General features: G+C 35.8%; 23 protein-coding genes and 1 other annotated feature. Of the genes, 10 read left to right on the top strand and 13 right to left on the bottom strand.

Features of this window, described 5'->3' with window-relative positions:
• Positions 1-11 precede the first annotated feature (11 nt).
• Together PRVXH_RS10915 and PRVXH_RS10920 are read right to left on the bottom strand one after the other, a co-directional pair.
• Positions 12-284, bottom strand: coding sequence for a helix-turn-helix domain-containing protein (locus PRVXH_RS10915; RefSeq protein WP_353894584.1), 273 nt, complete (start codon positions 282-284; stop codon positions 12-14).
• A gap of 27 nt (positions 285-311) precedes the next feature.
• Positions 312-2,033 carry an ABC transporter ATP-binding protein gene (locus PRVXH_RS10920; RefSeq protein ID WP_353892802.1) on the bottom strand — a complete coding sequence of 574 codons (1,722 nt, stop codon included), beginning with the start codon at positions 2,031-2,033 and terminating at the stop codon, positions 312-314.
• Positions 2,034-2,319: 286 nt separating this feature from the next.
• On the opposite strand from PRVXH_RS10920, the gene PRVXH_RS10925 reads away from it, so the two are divergent.
• Complete coding sequence (locus tag PRVXH_RS10925; protein WP_353892803.1) at positions 2,320-3,258, top strand: helix-turn-helix transcriptional regulator; 939 nt, start codon at positions 2,320-2,322, stop codon at positions 3,256-3,258.
• 139 nt (positions 3,259-3,397) lie between these two features.
• Here the strand turns inward: PRVXH_RS10925 and PRVXH_RS10930 are convergent, their stop codons facing one another.
• The 8 genes from PRVXH_RS10930 to PRVXH_RS10965 all read right to left on the bottom strand — a co-directional run bounded on the left by PRVXH_RS10930 (position 3,398) and on the right by PRVXH_RS10965 (position 9,110).
• Positions 3,398-3,865: a hypothetical protein gene (locus PRVXH_RS10930; protein WP_353892804.1), complete on the bottom strand. Its 468-nt coding sequence runs from the start codon at positions 3,863-3,865 to the stop codon at positions 3,398-3,400.
• Positions 3,866-4,102: 237 nt separating this feature from the next.
• On the bottom strand, positions 4,103-4,669 hold the full coding sequence (locus PRVXH_RS10935) for an abortive infection family protein (RefSeq protein ID WP_353892805.1): 567 nt from the start codon (positions 4,667-4,669) through the stop codon (positions 4,103-4,105).
• Between the two features lie 1,138 nt (positions 4,670-5,807).
• Positions 5,808-6,314: a preQ(1) synthase gene (queF, locus tag PRVXH_RS10940; RefSeq protein ID WP_353892806.1), complete on the bottom strand. Its 507-nt coding sequence runs from the start codon at positions 6,312-6,314 to the stop codon at positions 5,808-5,810.
• Entirely contained in the window at positions 6,315-6,974 is a 660-nt protein-coding gene (queC, locus tag PRVXH_RS10945; RefSeq protein ID WP_353892807.1) for a 7-cyano-7-deazaguanine synthase QueC, read from the bottom strand.
• Positions 6,975-6,985: 11 nt separating this feature from the next.
• Positions 6,986-7,579 (bottom strand): GTP cyclohydrolase I FolE, encoded by a 594-nt coding sequence (gene folE / locus PRVXH_RS10950; RefSeq protein ID WP_353892808.1) that lies wholly within the window; start codon positions 7,577-7,579, stop codon positions 6,986-6,988.
• Between the two features lie 2 nt (positions 7,580-7,581).
• Positions 7,582-8,268 (bottom strand): putative 7-carboxy-7-deazaguanine synthase QueE, encoded by a 687-nt coding sequence (queE, locus tag PRVXH_RS10955; RefSeq protein WP_353892809.1) that lies wholly within the window; start codon positions 8,266-8,268, stop codon positions 7,582-7,584.
• The gene (gene queD, locus PRVXH_RS10960) at positions 8,261-8,698 is read right to left on the bottom strand and encodes a 6-carboxytetrahydropterin synthase QueD (RefSeq protein ID WP_353892810.1); all 438 of its coding nucleotides are present in this window, start codon (positions 8,696-8,698) and stop codon (positions 8,261-8,263) included. Before queD ends, queE begins: the two co-directional genes overlap by 8 nt.
• A gap of 250 nt (positions 8,699-8,948) precedes the next feature.
• Positions 8,949-9,110, bottom strand: a complete 162-nt coding sequence (locus tag PRVXH_RS10965) for a DUF1540 domain-containing protein (RefSeq protein ID WP_353894585.1) — start codon at positions 9,108-9,110, stop codon at positions 8,949-8,951.
• A 224-nt stretch (positions 9,111-9,334) separates the two neighbouring features.
• Here PRVXH_RS10965 and PRVXH_RS10970 point away from each other — a divergent pair, with 224 nt between their 5' ends.
• The 3 genes from PRVXH_RS10970 (at position 9,335) to PRVXH_RS10980 (ending at position 12,190) form a co-directional block, all read left to right on the top strand.
• Positions 9,335-9,811 (top strand): C-GCAxxG-C-C family protein, encoded by a 477-nt coding sequence (locus PRVXH_RS10970; protein ID WP_353892811.1) that lies wholly within the window; start codon positions 9,335-9,337, stop codon positions 9,809-9,811.
• Between the two features lie 4 nt (positions 9,812-9,815).
• The gene (locus PRVXH_RS10975; RefSeq protein WP_353892812.1) at positions 9,816-10,751 is read left to right on the top strand and encodes a TDT family transporter; all 936 of its coding nucleotides are present in this window, start codon (positions 9,816-9,818) and stop codon (positions 10,749-10,751) included.
• 191 nt (positions 10,752-10,942) lie between these two features.
• Positions 10,943-12,190, top strand: a complete 1,248-nt coding sequence (locus tag PRVXH_RS10980; protein ID WP_353892813.1) for a cytochrome P450 — start codon at positions 10,943-10,945, stop codon at positions 12,188-12,190.
• On the opposite strand, the gene PRVXH_RS10985 is transcribed toward PRVXH_RS10980, so the two are convergent.
• Complete coding sequence (locus tag PRVXH_RS10985) at positions 12,191-13,294, bottom strand: RtcB family protein (RefSeq protein WP_353892814.1); 1,104 nt, start codon at positions 13,292-13,294, stop codon at positions 12,191-12,193.
• A gap of 18 nt (positions 13,295-13,312) precedes the next feature.
• A complete protein-coding gene (locus PRVXH_RS10990; RefSeq protein WP_353892815.1) occupies positions 13,313-14,947 on the bottom strand; it encodes a penicillin-binding transpeptidase domain-containing protein in 1,635 nt (544 codons plus the stop codon).
• A gap of 350 nt (positions 14,948-15,297) precedes the next feature.
• Here PRVXH_RS10990 and PRVXH_RS10995 point away from each other — a divergent pair, with 350 nt between their 5' ends.
• Positions 15,298-17,052, top strand: coding sequence for a glycoside hydrolase family 13 protein (locus tag PRVXH_RS10995; protein WP_353892816.1), 1,755 nt, complete (start codon positions 15,298-15,300; stop codon positions 17,050-17,052).
• 116 nt (positions 17,053-17,168) lie between these two features.
• On the opposite strand, the gene PRVXH_RS11000 is transcribed toward PRVXH_RS10995, so the two are convergent.
• Positions 17,169-18,533 (bottom strand): YjiH family protein, encoded by a 1,365-nt coding sequence (locus PRVXH_RS11000; protein WP_353892817.1) that lies wholly within the window; start codon positions 18,531-18,533, stop codon positions 17,169-17,171.
• Between the two features lie 192 nt (positions 18,534-18,725).
• Positions 18,726-18,944, bottom strand: a binding site (T-box leader).
• A 167-nt stretch (positions 18,945-19,111) separates the two neighbouring features.
• Here PRVXH_RS11000 and PRVXH_RS11005 point away from each other — a divergent pair.
• The 5 genes from PRVXH_RS11005 to pflA all read left to right on the top strand — a co-directional run bounded on the left by PRVXH_RS11005 (position 19,112) and on the right by pflA (position 25,883).
• Complete coding sequence (locus PRVXH_RS11005; protein ID WP_353892818.1) at positions 19,112-19,849, top strand: MBL fold metallo-hydrolase; 738 nt, start codon at positions 19,112-19,114, stop codon at positions 19,847-19,849.
• A complete protein-coding gene (locus PRVXH_RS11010) occupies positions 19,840-20,400 on the top strand; it encodes a DUF4126 domain-containing protein (protein WP_353892819.1) in 561 nt (186 codons plus the stop codon). The genes PRVXH_RS11005 and PRVXH_RS11010 overlap by 10 nt, the downstream gene beginning before the upstream one ends.
• Before the next feature lie 488 nt (positions 20,401-20,888).
• Positions 20,889-22,450 (top strand): IS3 family transposase gene (locus PRVXH_RS11015; RefSeq protein WP_353892476.1). Its coding sequence is split into 2 segments (ribosomal slippage): positions 20,889-21,363 and positions 21,363-22,450, totalling 1,563 coding nucleotides; the frame shifts between segments, so codons are not numbered across the junction.
• Positions 22,451-22,912: 462 nt separating this feature from the next.
• Positions 22,913-25,135 (top strand): formate C-acetyltransferase, encoded by a 2,223-nt coding sequence (gene pflB, locus PRVXH_RS11020; protein WP_353892820.1) that lies wholly within the window; start codon positions 22,913-22,915, stop codon positions 25,133-25,135.
• A gap of 4 nt (positions 25,136-25,139) precedes the next feature.
• Positions 25,140-25,883, top strand: a complete 744-nt coding sequence (gene pflA / locus PRVXH_RS11025) for a pyruvate formate-lyase-activating protein (RefSeq protein WP_353892821.1) — start codon at positions 25,140-25,142, stop codon at positions 25,881-25,883.
• Positions 25,884-25,898: the final 15 nt, after the last annotated feature.

The raw sequence follows: 25,898 nt of genomic DNA on the forward strand, positions 1-25,898 counted from the left end.
TTTTTCATATTTTAATATTCCTTAGCTATCTGCTGCGATACCTCTCTCATTAACTTTTTCACTGAGTCTGATACATCCCCTTTCCCTCTTTTAACATTAGATATTACAGGTGAGGAAATCCCTAGCCTATTACTAATTTCAATGTTTGTTACAGTACTATATCTGGTGCTTAATAATATAATTGCTTTTCTAGCATCTACATAGCTTTGCTGTTTTGTTTTTTGGGCCAGTTCTTTTTTGCTAATGTCAACTTTCTCACAAACCACATCTATAATTCTATCTATATCAACCTCATTATCATCTGCGCTAAATCAACTAGCTTCGCTACCTTCCTTGTTTTTTTCTTCGTAGCCCATAATATTACACAAGCTGTAAAATAGCTTTTTGTTTTTCATTAACTCATAGTAATCTCCCTGTTCTACCAGTTCCCCTTCATCTAATACAAAAATTTCATCATATAACTTCAGTAACTCTTTATTCAGCCGGTGAGTTATTACAATAGATGTTATATCATCCATTGCTAGGATCTGCTTTTCTATATTGCTAGCTATTTTATTATCAAGAGCTGAAGTAGCTTCATCTAATATAAGTATGGGCGTACCCTTAATCAGAGCCCTGGCTATAGATAACCTTTGTTTTTCTCCTCCAGATAGATTCGCACCATTTTCTCCCACTTGATACGACAATCCATTGGGTAGCTTTTTAACCATTTCATTCAATCCTGATTGAGCTAGGACATTTTTTAGGGAGTTTTCGTCAAAGTCTTTATACAATGTGATATTATTTTTTACAGTGTCATCAAACATAAAAACATTTTGCTGAATCACTGACATAAAAGAATACAAATCTTCAGCAGATATTTGTCTAACATCTCGTCCATCAACTTTTATTTCTCCATCGTAATCTTCAAAGTAACCTAGCAAAAGCTTTATTAAAGTACTTTTGCCACTTCCACTTCCTCCCACAATAGCATACTTTTTCCCTTTTTCTATGCTGAGACTTATGTTATTTACAACTTTTTTTTCCGGTCCATATGAAAATGATACGTCTTTTAATTGAATGCTTTCAGCAAAATCTGATTTAGGTATGAATTCTTTTGTGTTCCCATTTTGTTCCATAGCTTTTTTAAATTTTTCTTCGATGGATTTAACAGATTGTATTCTATTATATACAGATGGTATTTGACCAACTGGCGTTGTAATGTTATTCATAAGCTGGACTGCAGCAATCAGTAATCCAAAAGTTAAATCTCCTATTATCACAAAGTATGTTCCCACAGAAAGTGCTGTTAAAAAAATAAGGAATCCAAACGCAGCCCCTAGTATGTCAACTAAGTGGCTTAACTTTAGAAAAGAAAACTTACTTTCTTCTACATTTTCGTTACTCTTTTTATATTCGTCACTTAGTTTGTCCTCTATATGGAAACTTTTAATTACTTCAAAACCAGCAAATAAGTCTTTGACTTTCATCGTAAAATCACTCAAAAATTTTGAATGTGCCATTCTTCTGTTTTTTACACCTTTAGAAAATAACGTCGGCACAGCCAAGGTAGCTACTCCTAACACATATATACTCAAAGCAATATATGGGTTTATGTAAAAAATAGCAATGGAGCCTAACACTAAACGTGATACGTGCATAATCATTTCTAAGTTGGCGCTAAAGTAGTCTTTTTCAACTATGTTTATATCGTTAGTTAAAACTGAAATGTAATTGGCACTGTTCATGGCTTGAAAAGAGCGAATATCCTTTTTTAAAATCCCGGAAAAAATATCTCTTTTTAGATTTAAGACTGATTTTTTAATTAGACTAGCCTGTAATATTTTAACTATGTAATTAGTGGCAAAAAGAATTACAACAAAAAACAAGCCATATATAACCGCGCCATAAAAATCTTGCAAGCTCCCTTTATCCCCAGTATCTATTATTTGTTGTATCATAAAGGCAATTCTTATCTCTAAAAAAGCAGCTAAAAATATAAACCCTACAGTAGCTAAAAATAGCTTCAAGTCTCCTATGATATATTTTTTCACACAAACACCTTCTTTCTTTATTTTAAAGATCGGTAATAAAGTTTTGGAAATTAAATATCGCAATGCTTGCCTTTTCAGCTATATATAATTCTAATGCGTTGTGGCTGTAACTAAATCGTTGTTGTCAAGAGCTTAAACAATAAGACGACTAAAAGTAAACGCCTTTTCACCTTATTCCCCTCTCATTAGTACTATAATCAAATATTACATTATTTTCTGAATGTTAACAAGGGACATTGAAGTCCCTTGACATTGTGTTATAATTATGCTATCGGGAGTGATGAAAATGAAATATAATCTTGATTGCTTTGGTCAATATTTAAGAGAGTTACGGGGTAAGTTAAGGCTTTCTCAAAGTGACGTTTATGATTTTTCTGGTGTAAGTGAAAAAACTTTGCGCAGGATTGAGGCCGGTAAGGTAATTCCAAAGTTTGAAACTTTGGAAGCTTTATCTTCTATCTACAAAGAGGATTTAAACCTTTTATTACTAAAGTATAGAGATGAAGCTTATTCACTTTTTTTAGATGTCCAGGGTAATCTAGAAAGAAAGCTTAATGAAGATGACATCGTTAATTTGAATAAGAATCTAAAAGAATTAAGCTATTTATCAAAAACAATGCAAAATGATTATTATGTTCTCCAAGCTAGACAGTTAATTTTGCTAACTGAAGCAGTTATATTTTATAAGCTCGATAAAAAATTCAGTGAAGCATACTATAAACTGTTAGATGCTATAAAACTGACTACCTCAGATTTTAACTTAGAGAACTATGCAGATTTTCCATACTCGTCTATGGAAGTTAGGATCTTAATGAATATTGCTTTTATTTTAAATAAGCTTGGTGATAAGGAAAAGTATATAGAAATTATGGAGTTTATATTTGATTACATAGAAAGTAGCGACAGTATTTACCCAAAGGTATGTCATAATTTAGGAGTAGCTTACAAAAGAGCAAAGAAGTATAGAAAAGCTATTAAATTTGCTGAGCTAGGAATTCAGCATTGTAAAAGAAACCAGCAATTTAACGGATTACCTATACTTTATTATGGAAAAGGAGTAGCTGAATTTGATTTACAGGATAATGAATATATTCGATCTATTAAAAAGGCAATCTATCTATGCGAAGCCTGCGGCAATAAAAAATTAAAAAGCTTTATACTATCCAAATGTAAAAACTCGTTAAAGACCCCATATGATTTTGAAGCAGTTTGTCTTGATGATTGAATGGGTATAATTAACTGTAAAAGCATAAAACATCTTAAGCTGCTTGCTTAGGATGTTTTATGCTTTATATGGGCGAAGGGCAAATTAGTTTCTTTATTCTCGTTTCTTAGAAATTCTTGAAACTTAGTATCCTAAAGTATTAATAGAAAAACTTTTTTATTTCTTCCATTAGCAGATTATAGTTTGCCTCATTTGGCTTTTCCAAGAAATTGTTAATAGCTTTTACAGTACTATCATCAAATAGTAGTTTTACCTTAAAATTTTCATTTCTTAATAATGACTTAGCCTTTTCAGTATCTTCCTCTCTCACTATAAGGCCTGCAAGGTCAATTATTCTTAATGATATTTCTTTTTGGCTCTTAAATTTTTCTAGCTTAATATGCTTTTTATGTTCAATAGATTTAGAAAAATACCCGCCTAGAAAAACCGTTATAACCAATGCTACTACAGATTGAATAGCAGTTGCATTTGTGAACTGATCAGTAGAAAGTTTTATCAGCAAATCATGAACTAAGTAAAAAACATACCCTGTTAACAGCAAAAAACCTAAGACTGCAAAAACTGAATAAATATAATAACCTTTATTGTGTGCATCATTATTTTTCATAATATCCCAACTTTTCATCGTTTTTTGATATAACTGTTATTCTTTAAGAAATATTTATTTTTCTCTTTAATATACAATATACTTATAAACCCTCGCTGTACTATTTTATAAGTTGCCGACTGCACACCATTATTTCTTCTGTGTAATTTAAACATTTCGTCTACTATCAAATCCACTTTCCGTTGAACGACATTTAACCCTGTCAAATTAACAAATATATTTTCATGTTTGTCGGTATCACTTTATTATTCCCTTACCTTTTTGATATTCATATGTATCTAAAACAAAACTTGCGACTGTCTTTGCTGAATTTACTACCAATAATGCGTGATGTCTATATGGTTTATATGTTCTAGCATGTGAGTCGCTCATTTTATTTCTAATACCACCTAAGCCGACAACAATACTATTTAATCCACCTAATACTTGTTTCAAAGAACTATCTATATCTATCCTATTAGGCTCTAAGTTAAGCAATTTCTTTACTCTCTTATATAATTTATTTAGATCCCCATCATACTCTAGTGGATCACTTTCTAACTTTTTCTCTAATTCAATAAATACAGCTTCAACTAATGAACGAGAGTTTGTTATAGCTCCGTCAAAATCTTCGCATAATAACTTAGTATCACACTTTTTTAATTGCTCATTAATAAACTCATGAGACAGCCTATCAATCTTATTGGACGTTTCAACAGTTCCTAATGTCAGATTTTTAACTTTATTAAAATGGCCTACTTTAATTATTGCATAACCATCGTATTTTAAATATTTATTTAAAATATTTACAATATCTTCTAACATTTTTTGGTCTTCGGTATAGTTCCTAGGGTCTAACAATAACTTAACAATTTATATAAGTTTCTAGTGGCATTTAGTTCTCGAATATTTTGTTCAGTATATGACCGCCTAGAAGGAAATCCTTCTTCATAAACATCATTAAATCCTAATTGATTAAAAAATTCTACAAGTTCCCCGTCCTGAACGGTAACAGGAGACTTCGTTATCTCCTGTTATAATCTTTACTAAAAAAGAAATCGTCCTTTCTGAAATTTGCACTATATCACCTACTTTAAATTTCTATTACCAAACCTCATTTGTTTTTAGATATTGTTTAAAAATTCTTCTGGTATTAAAATCTATCTTGAACTAACATTTTAAGACCAGGATAAGCTTTAATATAATTACTACACTTTGGGCGTACTACTTTACTTTCTATCAAAAGAATGTTATATAACTTCTCTATTCGATAAATAGCATATTTTTCCTGCAAAATCCCTATATTTCACTGTAAATTATAAAAAAGGACGAGTTTGATTAATAATCAATTTTAGTATTTTTAAAGCTTTATTAATTTAAGATTTACATATCTCTTTTTCACTAGGCAATATTAAAGGTGCATGTTCTTTCTATTTTAGCTTTAATTTTTTTCATCTCGGAACAAAAAATAATATAAGGATGGAAATTATTTTTTTCTTCACAAACATTAATATGTAAGGGAAATATATCAGTGGAAGGATTTATTTTGATGAGTAGTATGTTTCTTTCGGTTTTTTTTACACTTTTATCAATAAAAGCTATTGAAAAGAGTAAGTATTTTTATTTATATGCAGTTGCTACCAGTGTATCAGTTGCTACAGCCGGGGAAATGTATTTATTTTTACTTACTTCGAACATTTAGATAGGAGGGAGGAACAGAAGGGGCATGTGCTGTCCCTTGGTCCTAAACACGGAAAAAATCCTAAGCTTTTATCGCTTAGGATTTTTTCCGTATTTCCTCAACAAAGAAGACAAGTGCTTGACCCAAACTGGGCCAGGCTGCTCAAAAGTGCCCAGATTCTAGGCGCGAAACTGCCCCAACACCGGAGCGTATGAACTAATACGTGAGGATGTTGGGGCAGTTTCAGCAACAACGAAGATGGGTGCTTTTGAGCTGTCTGGGCTAGCGGTTGTCTATTTTCTCTGGGTAAAGATCATGCTCCATCATTCTCTTTTCTGCCATTTTTTCAAACTTGGTACCTTTTTTGCCATAGTTGCAGTAGGGGTCTATGCTTATTCCCCCTCTTGGGGTGAATTTGCCCCATACTTCTATGTATTTTGGGTCCATTAGTTTGATTAGGTCTTTCATTATTATGTTCATGGAGTCTTCATGGAAGTCGCCGTGGTTTCTGAAGCTAAATAGGTATAGCTTTAGCGACTTGCTTTCCACCATGTGTTTGTCGGGGATGTAGCTTATATATACTGTACCAAAGTCCGGTTGGTTTGTTTTGGGACATAGGGTGGTAAACTCTGGGCAGTTAAATTTTACGAAATAGTCGTTTTCCATATGTTTGTTTTCAAAGGTTTCTAGCACCTCTGGGGTGTAGTTAAACTGGTATTTATTGTTTTGGTTTCCTAGTAGAGTTACTCCTTCTAGTTCTTCGTCTTTTCTTCCTTTTTTAGATTCCATTTATTTTGCCTCCTCTTTTTTTTGTAGGTATTTTTCTAGTCCTTGGGCTCTTAGCTCACATGCTGGACATGTTTTACAGCCTGTGCCTATGATTCCGTTGTAGCAGGTTAGGGTTTTTTCTCTGACGTAGTCTAACTTACCTAGCTTGTCTGCTAGCTGCCAGGCATCTGCTTTGTCCATCCACATAAGGGGCGTGTGAATTACGTATGGGTAGTCCATGGATAGATTTAGAGTTACGCCTAGAGATTTGATAAATACATCTCTACAGTCGGGGTATCCGCTAAAGTCTGTTTGGCAAACACCGGTTACTATGTGCCGGGCCCCTTTTTGCTTTGCCAGCACCGCTGCAAAGGTTAAAAATAGCATGTTTCTGCCATCTACGGCGGTGGAAGGCAGATCTCCTTCTTTTTCCTCCACATCTATGTCATCTCTTGTTAGTGCGTTGGGAGCTAGTTGATTTAACAGAGACATATCTAGTATGTGATGTTCTATTTTTTGCTCTTTGGCAATTTCTGCGGCACATTCTAGCTCCTTTTTGTGCCGCTGATTGTAGTCAAAGGATACGGCAATTACTTCGTCAAATTTTTCCATTGCCCAAAAAAGGCAGGTGGTGGAGTCTTGTCCGCCGCTAAATACTACTACGCACTTTTCTTTTTCCATTTTTATTCCCCCTATTTTACTAGTAACAAAAATTCGTTTCTTAGCTCGTTATCTTCCTCGAATTTTCCTTTGAAGGTGCTGGTTTTTGTAAGTGCACCGCCTTTTTTGATTCCACGGCTGGTCATACAGCTGTGCTCTCCTTCGATCACCACCGCCACATCATCGGTATTTGCCACCATGGCCATAACTTCGGCGATGTCTCTTCCTATCCGTTCTTGCAGCTGAAGTCTTTTGGCTACCATCTCCGCTATCCGTGCGATTTTGCTAAGCCCGATGATTTTTTTGTTTGGGATATATCCAACTGCCACCTTCATGTTGTACATAAGCGCCAGGTGATGCTCACAGAAGCTAAAGATTGGGATGTCTTGTACCACCACCATGTTTTTGCTTTTGTTGACGGTATATCCGGTTTCTTCTTCAAAGGTTTTGTCAAACATCTCCGCAACTTCTTCGTTGGAGTAGCGCATTCCTTCAAAGACTTCCTTATACATGTTAGCCACCCGCTTGGGAGTCTCTGCTAACCCCTCTCTGTCAGGGTTATCTCCTAGTGCAATTAGGATTTGCCGTATATTTTTTTCTATTTTTTCTGTGTCTATAGACTTCATTTTTATACACCTCTCATGTCGGGAGACCAAATTATCTTGTGAAGCTGCAGCTGCAGTTTTATCTTATTTAATTTATGCTTTTTCATAAAATCCACTATTTCGGTAGGTTCTATCTTGCCTATCACTGGGCTGAAATAGACAAGGCATTTTTCTGTAAGGCTATACTCATTTATGATGTTATAGGCAGTTTTTAAGTCTTCATCGCTGCCTATAACAAACTTATAAACGTCTTCTTTTCCAACTGCTTTTAGATTGCTTTTGTCCATGTGCTGCTCCATCTTACTTAAAGGAAGTTTGTAGTCTAATATAAATCTTACGTTTTGCCCACAGTTTTCCCTTATTAGTTTGTCTTTAAACCTGTCAATTGAAACGCTGCCGTTGGTCTCTATTTGAATTTTTAGCTGCTGCTTTTGAGAAAGGAAAACTAACACCTTGTCTATATCTTTTTGGATTAACGGCTCGCCGCCGGTTATTGTAACGTTTTCGGTACCGTTTTGTGCGATAAAATCATATATTTCTTCTGCTGTCATTTGCTCTCCATATACATTTTCGCCGGTGGAGTAGTCTGTGTCACACCAAGTGCATTTTAAGTTACAGCGGCCAAATCTAATGAATGTGGAAATCTCTCCGGCGGTCGGCCCTTCTCCGTCGATGCTGCAAAACTTTTCTATTATATTATATTTAGTCATTGTCGGCCTCTGTATAGATGCAGCTATTGGTGGGGGTTTCAAAAAGCTCCACCTCGTGGACATCAAAGCCCTTGTCTTTTAGCATGTGGTATATATGCCGAGACATCTCTTCTGCTGTTGGGCGATAGGGAACTGTTAATATCTCAAATGGTTGCGGGCTGTTTTTCATCCGCTTTATAAAGTCTTGGCCAATCTCATCGTCTTCTATGATTAGCTTGTGGTCAAAGTAATCTTCTATTTCTTTGAGGGCTTTTTTTATGGTGCCAAAGTCCTCCACCATACCCCGAAGCTGCCCTTCTTTTTTTACGTCTTCTCCCTTTACCTTAGCGATAAGCCTGTATCTATGGCCGTGGATGTTGGAGCATTTGCCTTCATAGTTGCTAAGATAATGGGCTAGGTCAAACTGAACTTCTGCTTTTAATATAAACATTTAATATGCCTCCTAAATTTAAAGATTCATTAAATTTAGACAAATAAAAAAGGGACGCAACTGTCCCTTTGGTAGTTGCCTAGTTTTGTTTTAGGACAGGATGGTCAATGAACTGTCCTTATAGTATTTTAAGTTACTTTTAAAATTATAACATAAAGATGTAAGTATATGAAGGTTATCAATTAAAGGTGGGATAAGATGAGCGTTAAAAAGGTCTAGCTATACTAACTAGACCTTTTTGTGTTTTAAATTATTTTTCAACTTCAAAGCTCCCACAATCAGTTGCTTCTGGGGTTTTTGCTTTATCCATGTGCTTAACAACGTTGATATGATCTAGGCTACAGAAAGATTCATTTTTTGCATGATATTTACACTCATTTACTGTGCACCCTATATTTTTATTTGATTTCAGTTTTAACACCCCCTAAAATTTAATGTTCATTTTATTTTAGGTAATGTTATCATTTTGTATTCACTAGTCATTCATTTTAAATACCAAGAAAACTATATAAGTTTCTTTTATATCATAACTATTGCTTTACTAATAAGGCGATGTTATTCTATCTATAAATAATATTTATATTTTTTAACCACTGTTGTGATTAGTTTCACTAAATTAATTTGGGAGGTTTTAGTATGAATAAAAAGGTTAGTATTAAAAAAATTCGTCAAGAAGCGGAAGACTTATACAGAGAAGGTAAGTTTTTTTGTTCCGAGGCTATTGTATACTCTATAAAGGAAAATTTTCAGCTAGATATGCCTGATGAGATGGTTGCTATGGCATCAGGGTTCCCCGTTGGCATCGGAAAGTCTAAGTGTGTTTGTGGTGCTGTATCTGGAGGGGTTATGGCGTTGGGTTATTTCTTGGGTAGAACAGAGCCCGGTGATTCAAAAGTTGTAAAAACGCTAGAGCTTGCAAATGAATTGCAACAAAGTTTTAAGGATAACCACAAGGTATTATGCTGTAAGGTGCTAACTCATGGCATGGATATGGGTTCTGGCGAGCATAAGGAGCAGTGTATATCATTTACTGGTGAAATTGCGGAAAAAACTGCTGAGATTATTGTGCGCGAACTAGGGTTAACTAACATTGATCATAGTATCGGAGCATAGATAGATGAGTGATATTATTAAAAAGTTACCTTATCCAATTGCTGGCTTAATGCTAGCTTGTGCAACCTTAGGTAATCTTTTAGCCTCTTATGGGGAAATATATCGATATTTTTTTGGAGCTATTTCCGCTTGCATTTTAGTGCTTATAGTGGCAAAGCTTATCATTATGCCCAAAAGCTTAATGGCAGCTTTTGAAAACCCTGTATTAGCCAGCGTGCTTCCAACCTTTTCAATGGGGCTTATGGTGCTGTCAACATATATCAGCTCTTTTAACTTTTTAGCATCAATGCTTTGGTTTTTTGCTATATTAATTCACCTATTACTTATTTTTGTGTTTACCAAAAAATATATCTTTAACTTTAACATAAAAGCTGTTTTTCCTAGCTATTTCGTAGTTTACGTAGTTATAGTTGTTGCCAGCATCTCTGCGCCAGCTTTGGGACATCAAAATATAGGTCAATATTTGTTTTGGTTTGGACTTTTATCTTATTTAATTTTACTTCCCATTGTGCTTTATAGGGTAGTAAAGATAAAATCAATGCCACCTCCAGCATTACCTACATTTGTTATTTTAACAGCGCCTGCTAGTCTTTGTCTTGCGGGATATATAAGCTCATTTCCCCATCCTAATAATGTACTTATATCCTTTCTGGCAGGTCTGGCCTTTGTGATGCTTGGGGCAGTAGCAACTAAAATGCCTCCCCTTTTAAAAAGTGAATTTTATCCAAGTTACTCTGCTTTTACTTTTCCCTTTGTAATAACAGCAGTGGCTTTTAAAGGATTGGCTGCAATGAGCGGGTTTTATGGTCTTATTATTTTTGCGATGGTTTTGGAAGTCTGGGCAGCTTTAATTGTGATATATGTACTGTGCAGATATATGATGTACCTTCTGTCTATAGAGTTTCCTATAGTTAAGTCTAAAAAAAATCAAGCCAGCTAAAAAAGCTGGCTTGATTTTTTCTTAGTCTTTACCTCTCAGATGTTTTTTGTTTTACTACTTTAGTCTTGTTCAGTAATAAAACCGCTTCTACAACATAGTAATAATGTTTAAGTTAAATTATTTAAGCAAAAATCCCATATAATAAATACAACAGTGTAAAAAAAATAGGGTATAGAAAGGGTAGGATGTTTGTGTCTAATTATAATATTCCGGTTATAGACGTACCTGAGGGATTAAAGGATTTAATTACCGATGGTTATAACTTCATCAAAAATAATACAGAGCAGCATCGTTGTGATATCTTAGAGCTTAATTTTATGGGGCAAAAGGTTGTTTGCTTAAGTGGTGAGGAAGGCGCTAGGCTTTTTTATGATTCCGAAAGATTTCAACGCTACGGGGCCGTCCCCATGCGTGTACAAAAAACCTTATTTGGTGTAAATGCCGTTCACACTATGGATGGACAAGGACACATCCATCGTAAACAACTTTTTTTATCATTGATGAGAAAAAAGGAGAAGAAAGTTGCTCAGTTAGTCATGAAAAATTGGGAATCTCGCATTGATAGGTGGGCAACTTCTAAAAACGTTGTTTTGTTTGATGAAGCAAAAGATGTACTGTGCAGCGCTGCTTGTCAATGGGCTGGCATTGAGCTCCCTGAAAGTGAAGTAAAAAAAAGGGCTGATGAGCTTATTGCCATGGTAGATGCTTTAGGTGGGTTGGGGCCTAGATATTATGTAGGTAAATTGGCACGTATTAAGACAGAAAAGTGGTTAGGTGGAATAATTGACGATGTTAGAAATGGACGATTAAAACCCGAAGAGAACACTGCACTTTTTAAGATTGCTTTTTTTAAAGAGTTAGATGGTAAAGAGCTAAGCAGCCAGATGGCTGCTGTGGAGCTTTTAAATATTATTAGACCGATGGTTGCTATTTCGTTACTGGTTACCTTTACCGCCTTAGCAATACATAAGCACCCAGAACATAAAGAAAAGCTACTGTTAGACAGCAGCTTTCGCGAAATGTTTGTACAAGAGGTGCGAAGATATTATCCCTTTGTCCCAGTGCTCGGTGCTAGGTCCCGTAAGGGATTTACCTGGAAGGGATGTGAGTTTAAGGAAAAAATGTTAGTAATTCTAGATGTTTATGGGATTAATCACGACCCTAGAATTTGGGATGACCCAGATAAGTTTAACCCTAGACGCTTTGAAGACTTTGATAGCAGCTTATACAATTTTATTCCACAAGGAGGGGGTGACCCCACCAAAACTCATCGCTGCCCGGCAGAACCGATAACCATAGAAGTACTAAAAAACACGCTTGATTTTCTAGCAAACAAGATAACTTACGATGTTCCCGACCAAAATTTGAGCTACAGTTTAAAGAGAGCTCCTTCTTTACCACAAAGTGGATTTATCATAAGCAATGTAAAATGGAGATAGTTACTGAGGGGCTTTAAAGTTATATACTGGTTTTATTCTCTCCACAATTTTAGCTGTGGGTGTTATTGTGCTCGTGATGGCTTCCATAGGCTTGTAGGCTAATGGACATTCATCTAGTGTATTTTTGCTCACGGAAGTAGTGTGGATTTTTGACATAAGGTTCTTATATTGCTCCATTTTTAAGGATTTTCTTGCTTTTGTTCGACTCATTATTCTGCCAGCACCGTGAGGGGCAGAATAGTTCCAATCAGGGTTTCCTTTGCCCACACATATTAAACTGCCATCCTTCATGTTTAATGGCACAAGAATTTTTTCACCTTGTCGAGCAGAAACCGCTCCCTTACGTAAAATCATGCTTTTCATGTCTATATAGTTATGGATAGTAGTAAAATTTTCTACAACTTCTAGCTCCATACCATTTATTATTTCCTCAATTATAGCTTTACGGTTAATGTCTGCAAATTCTTGTATTATGGACATATCATGAAGATAGTCTTTAGATTGTCTTTTAGAAAGGTAGGCTAACGTTTTAGGCATATCAGTATTTACACACAGTTTTTCTGTAGCTTTTTTTTGATAAAGCTTTGCAATCTCGTTACCTAGATGTCTGCTGCCTGAGTGTACAACTAGGTAAAGATTATCTTGACTATCTTTATTGACCTCAATAAAGTGATTGCCCCCACCTAAGGTACCTATGCTCAATCTAGCTCTTTTTAAGTTGACCTTCTCTGCAGCTTTAAGAGCAGTTAAATCGATCCTACAGTTGAAATCATGCGCTTTTTTTCTAATATTAAAACCTGATGGTATCTTAGAATAAATAAGCTTATCTAGTTTATTCAAGTCTAATTTACGATTTCTGATTTTAATTATCTCCATACCGCATCCAATATCTACGCCAACTAGGTTGGGCACCACTTTATCCTCGATAGTCATAGTTGTTCCAATAGTACACCCCGCGCCACAATGGACATCCGGCATTATTCTTATCTTGCTTCTTTTGGTAAATTCTTGGTCACAAAGTATTTTTATCTGATTTATAGCTGCTTCTTCGATGTATTGTCCATAAGCTATAGCGGTGTTATACTTCCCTTGTATTTGTCGCATTTTTCCACCTCCACTTAGCTAATCTTCGTCATTTTCTTGGTAGCTGTGAGGGACATCCATGTAATGCAAAACATCTTCCATTATATCTCTAAATAAAGGTCCAGCTACTTGCGATCCCCAACGGCCTGTAGCGGGCTCATCCACCATTACATATAACGCTATTTGGGGGTCTTCTACTGGAGCAAAACCAACATAAGAAGCTATGATAGAACCATCAATGTATCCACCCTCTGGTGATATTTTTTGAGCTGTACCAGACTTGCCTGCAACTGAGTAACCATCAATAGTTAGGTTTGCTCCTTTAACTACCTCTTGAAGAATTTCTCTTGAAATATCAGAAGTTTCTTGTGAGAAAACAGTTCTTACGGGTGTTGGCTTATTGGCCTTGACTACTTCGCCTTCAGAGTTTCTAAATTCTTTTGCTAGGTAGGGTTGCATTAGCTGCCCCCCATTAGCAACAGCTGCCACACCCATGATTTGTTGTATTGGCGTTACAGCATTTCCTTGACCAAAAGATGTTACTGCAAGGTCTAAGTCTGTCATGGTTTGTGTGTTAAATAAAATTCCTGTTGTCTCACCTGGCAGATCTATCCCTGTCCTTTGACCAAAGCCTAGACCATGTATGTATTTAAATAACGTATCTTTACCTAAATCAAGCCCGATATCAACAAACGCTGTGTTGCTTGATCTAACCACAGCTTGGGTATAGGTTTGTTCTCCGTTTGCTCTTCTGTCCCAGTTTCGAATTCTAGTTCCTAAAACTTCTTTATATCCCTTACATATATAAGTGTCTGTAGGCTTAAATACATTTTCCTCTAAACCTACTGCCATAGTAGCAATTTTGAAGGTAGAGCCTGGCTCAAAACTATTTGTAATAGCAGCATTTCTCCAAGTGGAGCTGGGGTAATCGGCAAAGCTTTCCGGCTCAAAATCCGGTTTATTTGCCAGCGCCAGTATCTCACCAGTATTTGGATCTACGGCGATCACAGATATCCCCTCAGGTTCAAATTCCTCCATAGTTATTTGCATTTTGCTTTCAACAATATGTTGAATATAATGGTCTATTGTTAATGTGAGGTCTAAACCTTCAACTGGGGCTTTATAGTTAGCCACCCCACCAGGTAGCTCTCTTCCGCTTCCATCAGATGTGTACAAAGAAGTACCCGGCACTCCTGCAAGCTCATCTTGATAGTGTGCCTCTATACCTTCTAGCCCTTTGTCAGTACCCATAAAACCTAATACATGGCTAGCAAGCCGTTCATGGGGATAGAATCTTTTACTTTCAGGGATAGTTCTTATACCTTTAATTTCTAGCTCTTTGACCTTCTGAGCTGTTTTGTCATCTACTCTTCTTTTTAAATAAACTTCTGAAGCGTCACTATTTAGCCTGTTATAAATTGCTTCATCTTCTAAGTCTAGCACGTTGCTTAATTTTTCTACAACTTTAGCAGGTTCTTCAATTGCAGATGGGATAACAACGATAGTTTCCGCAGATGCACTTCCAGCTAATAGGTCTCCATTTCTGTCATAAATTTGTCCCCTTTGAGGCTGTATGGTTACGTGACGAAACCACTGTCTCTCAGCCCTTTCTAGATATTGGGTGCCTCCAACGAATTGAACCCAAAACAGACGTCCTATTAATAAACTGAACATAAATAAGAAAATCCCAAAGGTCCAAAGTGACCTCTTCCTAAGTAAAGCTTTTGTTTGTTCATCCACCATTAAACACCTCACTTTTTTAATTATGTTTTGCTATCAACAGGTGTGTAAGTGAGGTTATAAAACCTCTAAACCATACTTATATGATAACATAGACAAAGAAATAAAGGTTTATTTTTTTAAAGTTAAATCAATTAATTTCTATACACTTGACAAACCTAAACATTATTAGTAAGTTAGTTCTAAATAGATAATAAAATGATTAGGCAATGCTTACCCTAAAAAGGTACAACCCTCTCTTGGTTGTACCTTTTTTTAAAACAATAGTTAAAGGAGCGTACGTTATGCTAAAAGAAGCTATTTATCATCGCCCTAATAATGAGTTTATTTATGCGTTAGATGAAGAAACACTTCAGATTAGACTTAAGACGAAAAAAAATGATGTAGATAGAGTTGCTCTTATTTTTGGGGACCCGTATGATTTTAACAAAGAAAAAAAGTGTTGGATATCTAAACAAAAAGACATGAGGTTTAATGGCAGCGACGGTTTATATGATTATTGGTTGATTGAGGTTAAACCAGAGCATAAACGACTCAGATATGGTTTTTTATTAATAAACAGTGATAAGACACTGGTATATACCGAAAGAGGTTTTTACGAGCAGCAGCCGAAAGACGCTAGCTTTTATTTTTGCTTTCCCTTTTTAAATAAGGCTGATGTTTTTTCTCCACCGGCTTGGGTTAACTCCACCGTATGGTATCAAATTTTTCCGGAACGCTTTGCCAACGGTGATTTTTCAATCAACCCTGAAGGTACTTTGCCTTGGAAGAGCGAAAGACCATCACATAAAGGTTTTTACGGTGGTGATTTTCAGGGTATTATCGACCACTTAGACTATTTGGTGGATTTAGGAATTACCGGTATATACTTAACCCCAATTTTTAAAGCACACTCCAACCATAAGTACGATACAATTGACTATATGGAGATAGACCCTCAATTTGGTGACAAAAAAACCTTTAAACAACTTGTTCAAAACTGCCATAAAAAAGGCATCAAGGTAATGTTAGACGCTGTTTTTAATCATAGCGGCAAATACTTTTCTCCTTTTTTAGATGTTATCGAAAAAGGAGAAGATTCCCTATATAAAGACTGGTTTCACTTACATGGGTTGCCTGTTAAGACAAGTTACCCTGCTAACTATGATACTTTTGGCTATGTTTCCTCTATGCCAAAATTAAATACAGAAAACCCAGAGGTAAAAGGCTATTTGTTAGATGTAGCTAAGTATTGGATTGAAGAGTTTGATATAGACGGATGGCGACTTGACGTGGCTAATGAAGTTGACCATGCTTTTTGGAGGGAATTTAGGGCCACTGTTAAGAAAGTTAAGCCAGATGCCTACATTTTAGGGGAGATATGGCATGATTCAATGCCTTGGCTGCAAGGTGATCAGTTTGATGCTGTTATGAATTATCCCCTAACTAATGCAATTACAGATTATTTTGCCACAGGCAGTATTAGCTCAACTGAGTTTGTAAATACAGTTACTAAAATCATCAACATGTACCCTGAAACCGTCAACGAAGTGCAGTTTAATTTGCTGGGTAGCCATGATACACCAAGAATTTTGACTTTAAGTGGCAACAACAAGAAAAAAGTTAAGCTACAATTTTTGGTGCAGTTAACTATGGCAGGAACACCCTGCATTTACTATGGCGATGAAATCTCTATGCCAGGAAAAGATGACCCTGATTGTAGAAGATGTATGGTATGGGATAAAAAAGAACAAGATACCGATATGTTTTCATTTGTTCAAAAATTAATTACATTGCGCAAAAAATTTGATGTTTTTAGAACCAATCAAAACTTTGGCTTTTTAGATACAGCAGAAAGTGATGTAATTTGCTATAACAAACAGGATACTGAAAATGAGTTATTTGTTGTTATTAACAACAGTGAGGATGTAAAAGAGGTAACATTGCCTATCAGGTATCAGCATAATAATGTTTTGGATCTTTTAAATGATGAAGAAAAACTTTTAAATACCAAATTACAGCTACAAGGCTATAGCGCCGGGCTGTTTCTAGTGCGGTAAATAGACATAAAAAGGTGCAGGCTTATGGCCTGCACCTTTTTTATGTCTATTTATTCCCATGAAACCCTTTAAGGCAAATAAACCATTATCCTTGCTCCAATAACATCAGCGGCTATCTAAAATATCATATGTGCTACAAATGCTATTATGGGAAGTGTTATTAGTGTTCTTAGTATAAAGATTATAAACAGTTCCCATAAACTAATTGGCACCTTCGAACCTAGAATTACTCCCCCCACTTCTGAAAGATAAATTAGCTGACTTACAGAAACACAAGCTATTACAAATCTAGTAAGTTCAGATTCTATGCTGCTTGCTAAAATAGCAGGTAGGAACATATCTGCAAACCCAACAATTATAGTTTGCGAAGCTTCAGCAGCTTCAGGTATATTTAAAATGTTAAGAAGGGGAATAAAAGGAGTTCCTAAAATACTAAATATCGGTGTAAATTCCGCTAAAATTAAAGCTATTGTACCGAAAGCCATTACCACAGGTAAAACTCCTAGCCACATATCTAAAATATTATTAATTCCTTTTCTAATATAGTGACTAAACTCCTTGCTTTGAGCTGCTTTATTGGTCGCCTGTACTAATCCCCACGTTAGGCGGTTATGGTTTTGTGGAATTGGCTTTTCCTCTACTTTATTGTCATTGTTATAGCTATCCTGTTTTTTAGATAAAGGTGGAATTCGAGGAAGTATTAGTGCTGCTACAAATCCTGCAAGGGCTACTGTTAGATAGAAAGGTAGAAACATATGTGGTAATCCTACCTGAGCAATTACAACCCAACAAAAGGTGATTGAAACAACAGAAAACGTTGCACCTATAACTGCAGCTTCCCTTTTAGTATAATACCCCTCTTCATATTGCTTTGAAGTGAGCACAACCCCTATAGTCCCATCCCCTAACCAGGAGGCTATACAGTCTATGGAGGATCTCCCAGGTAAGGTAAATAAAGGCCTCATGATTTTATTTAAAATACTACCTATAAATTCTAAAAGACCAAAATCCATCAGTAAAGGCACAAACATCCCTGCAAATATGAACACTGTAAATAAAATAGGCGCTAGTTCATATAACAAAAGGCCACCTGTATCATCTGACCATATAAACTCAGGGCCTTTGTTAAATAATACTAACAAAGAAGCTATACCACCTATAACTCTGATAAGTAGCCAGGGTGTTGAAACATTAAAAAGTTTAGATATATTTTTTGAACTTAAAGTAAGGTTAGTAAATTTACAAATTAAACTCATTACTGCGGAAAACGCCACCATAAGGGTGACCCCCTGCGGCAGAGCTTGTGCAAATAAATTCATAAATACATCAGTTAATAATGCTATTGGTATAGTTAGAGTTCCGTCTTTAGGGATAGGAGTTATAAATAGTAAAACTCCTATCCCTGAAGGTATTAGAAATTTTAGTAAATTAACTATCTCTATGCCATTGTTTAATTGTTTTTTATTTTTAAGACCAATCACTGTTATCTTCTCCTTTGCAAAAATAAATAACTTATTTAATGACCCTTTATCCTTTATAAAGTGAAATTTAATCAGTGGGGGTCTTAAGCCAGTTAAGCTGTGATAAATATGAACTTATATTTTAAAAGTATTTTAGGCCTAAAAATACTTAGGATTTAAATTAATCAAAAAAAACCGACCCCTTGTATAAAACAAAGAGACGGTTGAATATCCGTGGTACCACTCTAATTATTAACTCGTTAGTTAATCACTCTAATCCTTGTAACGGTGGAAAGCCGTGCCTTAATACTAAATTTCTTCTTAAAGACAACCTCAGAGACTCTCTTCGGTAAAGTTAGGCTACGGACCTCCCACTCTATATCCGCTCGCTTAAGCCGTTACTAAACTTACTCTTCCCTTCACTGGTTTTTATTTCAGCTAAAAATATATTGTTTATGATTATATACACTTGGGTTGATGCTGTCAATAGAAAAACACTTTTTTTATTAAATTTTTCATGTTGACTTTAAAAACAGCCTTTCCTTCTACCCATTAAATGGGATATAATGAACTAATATTACTTTTAAGGAGGGATCGTTTTGAAATTTAAAGATAGCGGCCAGGGGTGTACAGTCCAATATTTGTTCAATAGTGGCTTTGCAGTGGAAACCCAGAGTAATATTCTAATCTTTGACTATTGTAAAAGAAGTGAGTATATCACAGATAAGCTTCTTTCGGGTAAAAAAGTCACTGTTTTTGTAACTCACGATCATAGCGACCACTTCAACTCAATAATCTATGAATGGTCAAAAAAGCATGATGTTTGTTATGTCATTGATGAAAATGTAGATAAATCCCCTAATGCCAATATATATACTGTCAAACCGGACGAGCACTTGTTTGTAAATGACATTTCAATAAAGACCCTAGGCTCTACCGACCGAGGTGTCTCTTTTCTAGTTAAAGTTGATGATGTCACTATCTTTCATAGCGGAGACCTCAACTGGTGGAAATGGAAAAACGACTCAATACAAACCCAGCGACAAGAAGAACTAGATTACAAAAATGAAATACACAAACTACTTAATCAGCATATTGATATTGCCTTTATACCTGTTGACCCAAGACTTGGTGAGTTTTACGACCTGGCGGCCAAATATTTTGCCGAAGTTATTTCTGTTAGTAATATAATCCCAATGCATTTTACCACTTCGCCGAAATCAGTGGAAATCATCGCAGAAAAATGGCAACTTAGGCCTAAGTTTGTCCCGTTACTTCTAGAAGGTCAAACTGCAACATTCAAACTACAAGGAAGGAGTCACCCTCCGTGTTCTTAAACCTACTAACTGGTATCGGCTTAAGCACAGCCGCCGGATTTCGTGTGTTTATTCCTCTTTTAACTATGAGCGTAGCAAGCTACTATGGCATTATAAGTCCACCTGATAACTTTGAATGGATAGCTTCATCACAGGCAATTACTATACTCTCGATAGCGACTATATCGGAACTTATCGCTTATGAAATTCCTTGGTTTAACAATATAGTTAATATGATAAGCATTCCTTTTGCTACAGTAGCAGGCATTCTTTTAACCGCATCATTTCTGACGGAGGTAAGCCCATTACATCAGTGGTCTCTGGCTATAATAGCTGGTGGAGGAACAGCTCTGGCCACAGACGTATTTAGTAACACTGCTCAGGTAGCTGTAACAACAGCAACTGGAGGAACGGCCAACCCTATTCTCTCGCTATTTGAATCGGCGATTACAATAATAATTTCAATGATAGTCATACTGGCAATTACTCTTCCGATTGCTTTAATAATAATACCTTTTATACTCATGCTATTTAGATCAACAGTTAAATCTAAACGTTTAAAACAAGGATAGATAAAAAAAGGTAGTGGTTTAAAAACCACTACCTTTTTTTTTATCTATTAAACCATAATTCCTGTTACTTTCTAAATTACTTCCAACACTCCGGCACATAAAGAAATTTCCTCGCTAAGCTAAACATTTAGGTAGGTTTCCTTGCTTTCTATGATGCTCTACACACTCACAACACTTCCCATGTCTAGGGCATGATTTACTGTTACATACACATTCCTTTATACAACTAATCCCTCTCACCTCCTTGAATTGGGATTTCTAAGATCTGTGTGTTCTTTTCTTATAGAAAAAGTTTATTATCATTACATTAAACATAGTAGCTAAAATTCCTGCTTACGAAAAAAATTAACTTCCCAGCCTATCTAAATATCGAAAATAGTAATTATAAATCTATACTTTCTTCATATCCCTATGTGTTAGGATAGTTGTCGTATAAGAAAATTAATGCAATAATGAAGTTACGACACTAAACCTAAGGAGATAAAATTATGTCAAAATCTAAAAGTAAGCACTACTCTAAAGAGTTTATTGAGTCCGTATTAAAAAGACTTGAGCCCCCTTCAAATGACACCGTTACTGCTATTGCAGCAGAGCTGGGCATTCCCAAAACAACCATTTATACATGGGTGAAAAGAAACAATAAAACTCTATCATCTCGCAAACCTCAAAATAGGTGGAACTCAGAAGATAAATTCCAAATAGTATTAGAAACAGCAGCTTTAAGTGAAGCTGAGCTAGCCGATTACTGCCGACGTAAAGGTATATACCTTGAAGATATAAAGCGTTGGAAAGAGCAATGTTTAAAGGCAAACCAAGGTGAAACACAGGACTACCAAAAGACTAAAAGTGAGTTAAAGGAAGAAAAGGAAAAAGCAAAAGAATTAAAAAAGCAGCTTAGACAAAAAGAGAAGGCACTGGCAGAAACGGCTGCATTACTAGTATTAAGAAAAAAAGCAGACGCGATTTGGGGGGACCCCGAGGAAGACTGATCAGTAGCTCAGATCGCGTAAAAGCAGTAGAACTGATCGATGAAGCAAGAATAAATGGTGCAAGGTTAGCCCCTGCATGTGAAGTATTAAGTATCAGCGTGCGTACCTATCAAAGATGGACTAAGGAAAAAGGGAAGATCAAAGAAGATAAAAGACCTTCAGCTAAACGCCCCACTCCTAAAAACAAGCTAACAGATGAAGAACGCCAAGAAATAATAAAAACAGCAAATAATCCTAAGTATGTCGACTTACCTCCATCACAAATAGTTCCTAAGCTGGCAGACGAAGGCAAATATTTGGCATCTGAATCAACAATTTACAGGGTTTTAAAAGAAGAAAAAATGGATGCTCACCGAGGAAGGGCCAAAAAACCCACAAAAAGGGAGCCTCCTACTCATGTAGCTACTTCCCCTAATAAAATATGGACTTGGGATATAACATGGCTAAACTCTGCTGTTAAAGGTAGTTTCTATAAGTTATACCTTATAATAGATATGTTTAGCAGATTAATTGTAGCCTATGAAGTATGGGAGTCAGAGAAAGCAGAATATGCTGAAAGACTTATTAAAAAAGCAACATTGTCTCAAAAGATTTCAGGTCGACCTTTAGTACTACACTCCGATAATGGCAGCCCAATGAAAGCAGCAACATTTCAGGCCACACTTGAAAAACTAGGTATTCAAAGCTCTTTTTCCCGTCCAAGAGTTAGTAATGACAACCCTTACTCCGAATCGCTCTTTAAGACCATGAAGTATCGCCCAGCATACCCTTATAAAGGTTTTAAAAGCATAGAGGAAGCAAGAAATTGGGTTAAAGAATTTGTTAGATGGTATAACTATGAACACTTACATAGTGGCTTAAAATTTGTTACACCTTACCAAAGACACTATGGAATTGATGTTAATATAGTAGAAAAAAGAATCAGGATCTATGAGCATGCAAGGAAAAAGCACCCAGAGAGGTGGTCTAAAAATATCAGAGATTGGTCATTACCCGAATATGTTTCTCTAAACCCTATAAAAGACATACAGTTTAAAAATACTATAGATCATGTAGATTAGCTTTACAATCTAACAAGGTAATTCGTAAAACTTTTTAATTTTAATGCGACAACTTTCTTGACAAACACCGATATTAAATATATGGGTTTCCCCCCTGATTTTAAACTTTTGTGCATATTTTAATTTTTTTCTATCATTTTTCGTAATATTTGAGTAATACTCCATTGGTACAGTTTTTGGCAAAATAGATTTTTTTAGACTTTTTTTACACCCTCTACCCCTGATTTAATTAAGTTCTTGGGATATTTTTCACATACACAACCTGTTATAACAGTTTTCATTTTGTAACAAAACAGATTAGTACACCCCTGTTAACTCGGGAATTTTAACAAAAACAGGTGTTGCAATTAGTCAAAACACAGTTTATAATGTAAGCGTAAAATAAAATATTAATTTTAGAATTAATCTTTCTATTTAATAAATCTCATATTAAACTAACAAATTTTTTAAGGGGGTTTTTTTATGAACACAGAGTGGAGAGAATTTAAGCATGGTGTTTGGAATGATGAGGTTAACGTAAGGGATTTTATTCAAAAAAATTATACTCCTTACGAAGGAGACGATAGGTTTCTAAATGAGCCTACGGAAAAAACAAAAAATTTATGGGAAAAAGCAGTACAACTTTTAAATAAAGAAAATCAAAAGGGCATCTTAGATCTAGACACTAATACAGTCTCAGGAATAAACGCATTTAAACCAGGTTACTTAGATAAGGAAAACGAACTAATAGTAGGTTTTCAAACCGATGAGCCTTTAAAACGAATCGTAAACCCTTTCGGTGGTATTCGCATGGCTATTTCTGCTGCAGAAAGTTATGGTTATGAGGTTGATGAAAGTATTAAGGATACTTTTACTAACTATCGCAAAACACATAACCAAGGTGTTTTTGATGTTTATACTCCTGAAATGAAGCTTGCTAGAAAGGCTGGCGTTGTTACAGGATTGCCTGATGCTTATGGAAGAGGAAGAATCATTGGTGATTATCGTAGATTGCCACTTTACGGTTCAGACTTTTTGATAGAGCAAAAGAAAAAAGAAATGGCAGATCTTAACGGACCAATGACTGAAAATGTTATTAGGTTAAGAGAAGAGTTAATGGAACAACTACGTGCTTTAAATGAACTTACTGAAATGGCCGCTAGCTATGGGTTTGATGTAACTAAACCAGCTAAAAATTCTAAGGAAGCAATTCAGTGGTTATACTTCGCTTACCTTGCTGCTATAAAACAGCAAAATGGTGCTGCTATGTCTCTAGGTAGAGTTAGTACGTTCTTAGACATTTATATAGAAAGAGATCTTAAGGAAAACACTATCTCTGAAGAACAAGCCCAGGAGCTAATTGATCAGTTTGTTATGAAACTGCGTCTAGCTAGACACCTAAGAACACCTGACTATAACGAGTTGTTCGCCGGAGACCCTACCTGGATAACAGAAGCTATCGGTGGTATGGGGGTTGATGGTCGAACATTAGTTACCAAAAACAGTTATAGATTCTTGCACACTTTGGTAAATCTAGGTCCAGCCCCAGAGCCAAACATGACCGTTCTTTGGTCACAAAAATTACCAGAGAAATTTAAAGAGTTTTGCGCTAAGTTGTCTATAGAGACTGACTCTATCCAGTACGAAAATGACGACCTTATGCGTACAGATTTTGATGACGATTATGGAATTGCCTGCTGCGTTTCCGCTATGAAAATAGGAAAACAGATGCAATATTTCGGAGCTAGAGTAAACCTAGCTAAAGCACTGCTTTATGCTTTAAATGGTGGAGTTGATGAGCAACTTAAACAGCAAGTCTCTCCAAAGCAAGAATTGCCTAAGGGTGAGTATCTCAATTATGAAGATGTTATGGATAAATTCGATAACGTTATGGAATGGCTGGCAGAAACTTATGTAAATACCATGAATGTTATTCACTACATGCATGATAAATACGCATATGAATCATCTATGTTAGCGCTTCATGATAGAGATATAGACAGGCTAATGGCTTTCGGTATAGCAGGGCTATCAGTTGTTAGCGACTCCTTAAGTGCCATAAAATACGCTAAAGTTAAACCTGTCAGAAAAGATAACATTACAGTTGACTTCCATACCGAAGGTGAATTCCCGAAATATGGTAATGATGATGAAAAAGTTGATGAAATAACAGTCGATGTAGTTAACAGGTTTATGGAAAAACTGCGCAAACATCAAGCTTATCGCGATTCTATACACACTCTTTCTATCCTTACGATAACTTCAAACGTTGTCTATGGTAAAAAGACTGGCTCAACCCCAGACGGACGAAAAGAAGGAGAACCTTTTGCTCCAGGTGCTAACCCAATGCACGGAAGAGATATAACCGGAGCTTTAGCTTCGTTGAACTCAGTAGCAAAAATACCTTATGCTCAGTGTAAAGATGGTGTATCAAACACCTTTACCGTAGTGCCTGACAGCTTAGGTAAGGATAAGCAGCAACGAGTTGCAAATCTTGTATCTGTTTTAGATGGATACTTTGTTCAAGGTGCTCATCATTTAAATGTAAATGTTCTAAATAAAGAAACCTTAAAGGATGCTATGGATCACCCTGAAAAATACCCTTCTTTAACTGTTAGAGTTTCTGGATATGCAGTAAACTTTAATCGCTTGACTAAGTCCCAGCAGCAAGAAGTAATTTCTAGGACATTCCACCAGAGAATATAGCATAATGACCACAGCAAATGTTCATTCTATAGAAACTATGGGACTGGTTGACGGCCCTGGCGTAAGAACAGTAATCTTTTTACAGGGCTGTCAGTTAAGATGTATCTACTGTCATAATCCAGACACATGGAAAGCAGGGTATGGAAAAGAAATGTCCGTGGATGAGCTGATCAAAATGGTAAAAAGGTACAAGTTTTATTATAAAGATAATGGCGGAATCACTGTTTCTGGCGGTGACCCGCTACTACAGCCACAGTTTTTAAAAGAGTTTCTTAAAGCTTGTAAAGAGGAAGGAATTAACACCGCTATAGATACCTCTGGACATGGTTTAGGAGACTATGATGACATTCTAAAATACACCGATTTAGTTCTTTTAGATATCAAGGCAGCAAACGAAGATAAATACAGAGAAATAACTAAACGTAAAAGTGATAAGTTCTTTGAATTTTTAGAGGCTGTCAAAAGGAACAATGTTGATATTTGGACTCGCCATGTTGTAGTGCCGACTATCAATGCAGAAGAAAAGCAGATAGTGGAAGTCGCTAAGTTTATTAACACGATTCCAAATGTTAAAAAGGTAGAACTTCTTCCATATCACAACCAAGGCGCTCAGAAATATAAATCTTTAGACATGAAGTATCCATTAGAAGGTGTTCAGCCTTTAGATAATGATAGTCTTGACTACTTTAACAAAGTTTTGCATAAACACTTAGATATCATAGAAGAAGAGTATAGTAAGACAGGTTAACACAAAGAAAACCTC

The organism is Proteinivorax hydrogeniformans (assembly GCF_040515995.1).
Classification (GTDB): Bacteria; Bacillota; Proteinivoracia; order Proteinivoracales; family Proteinivoracaceae; genus Proteinivorax; species Proteinivorax hydrogeniformans.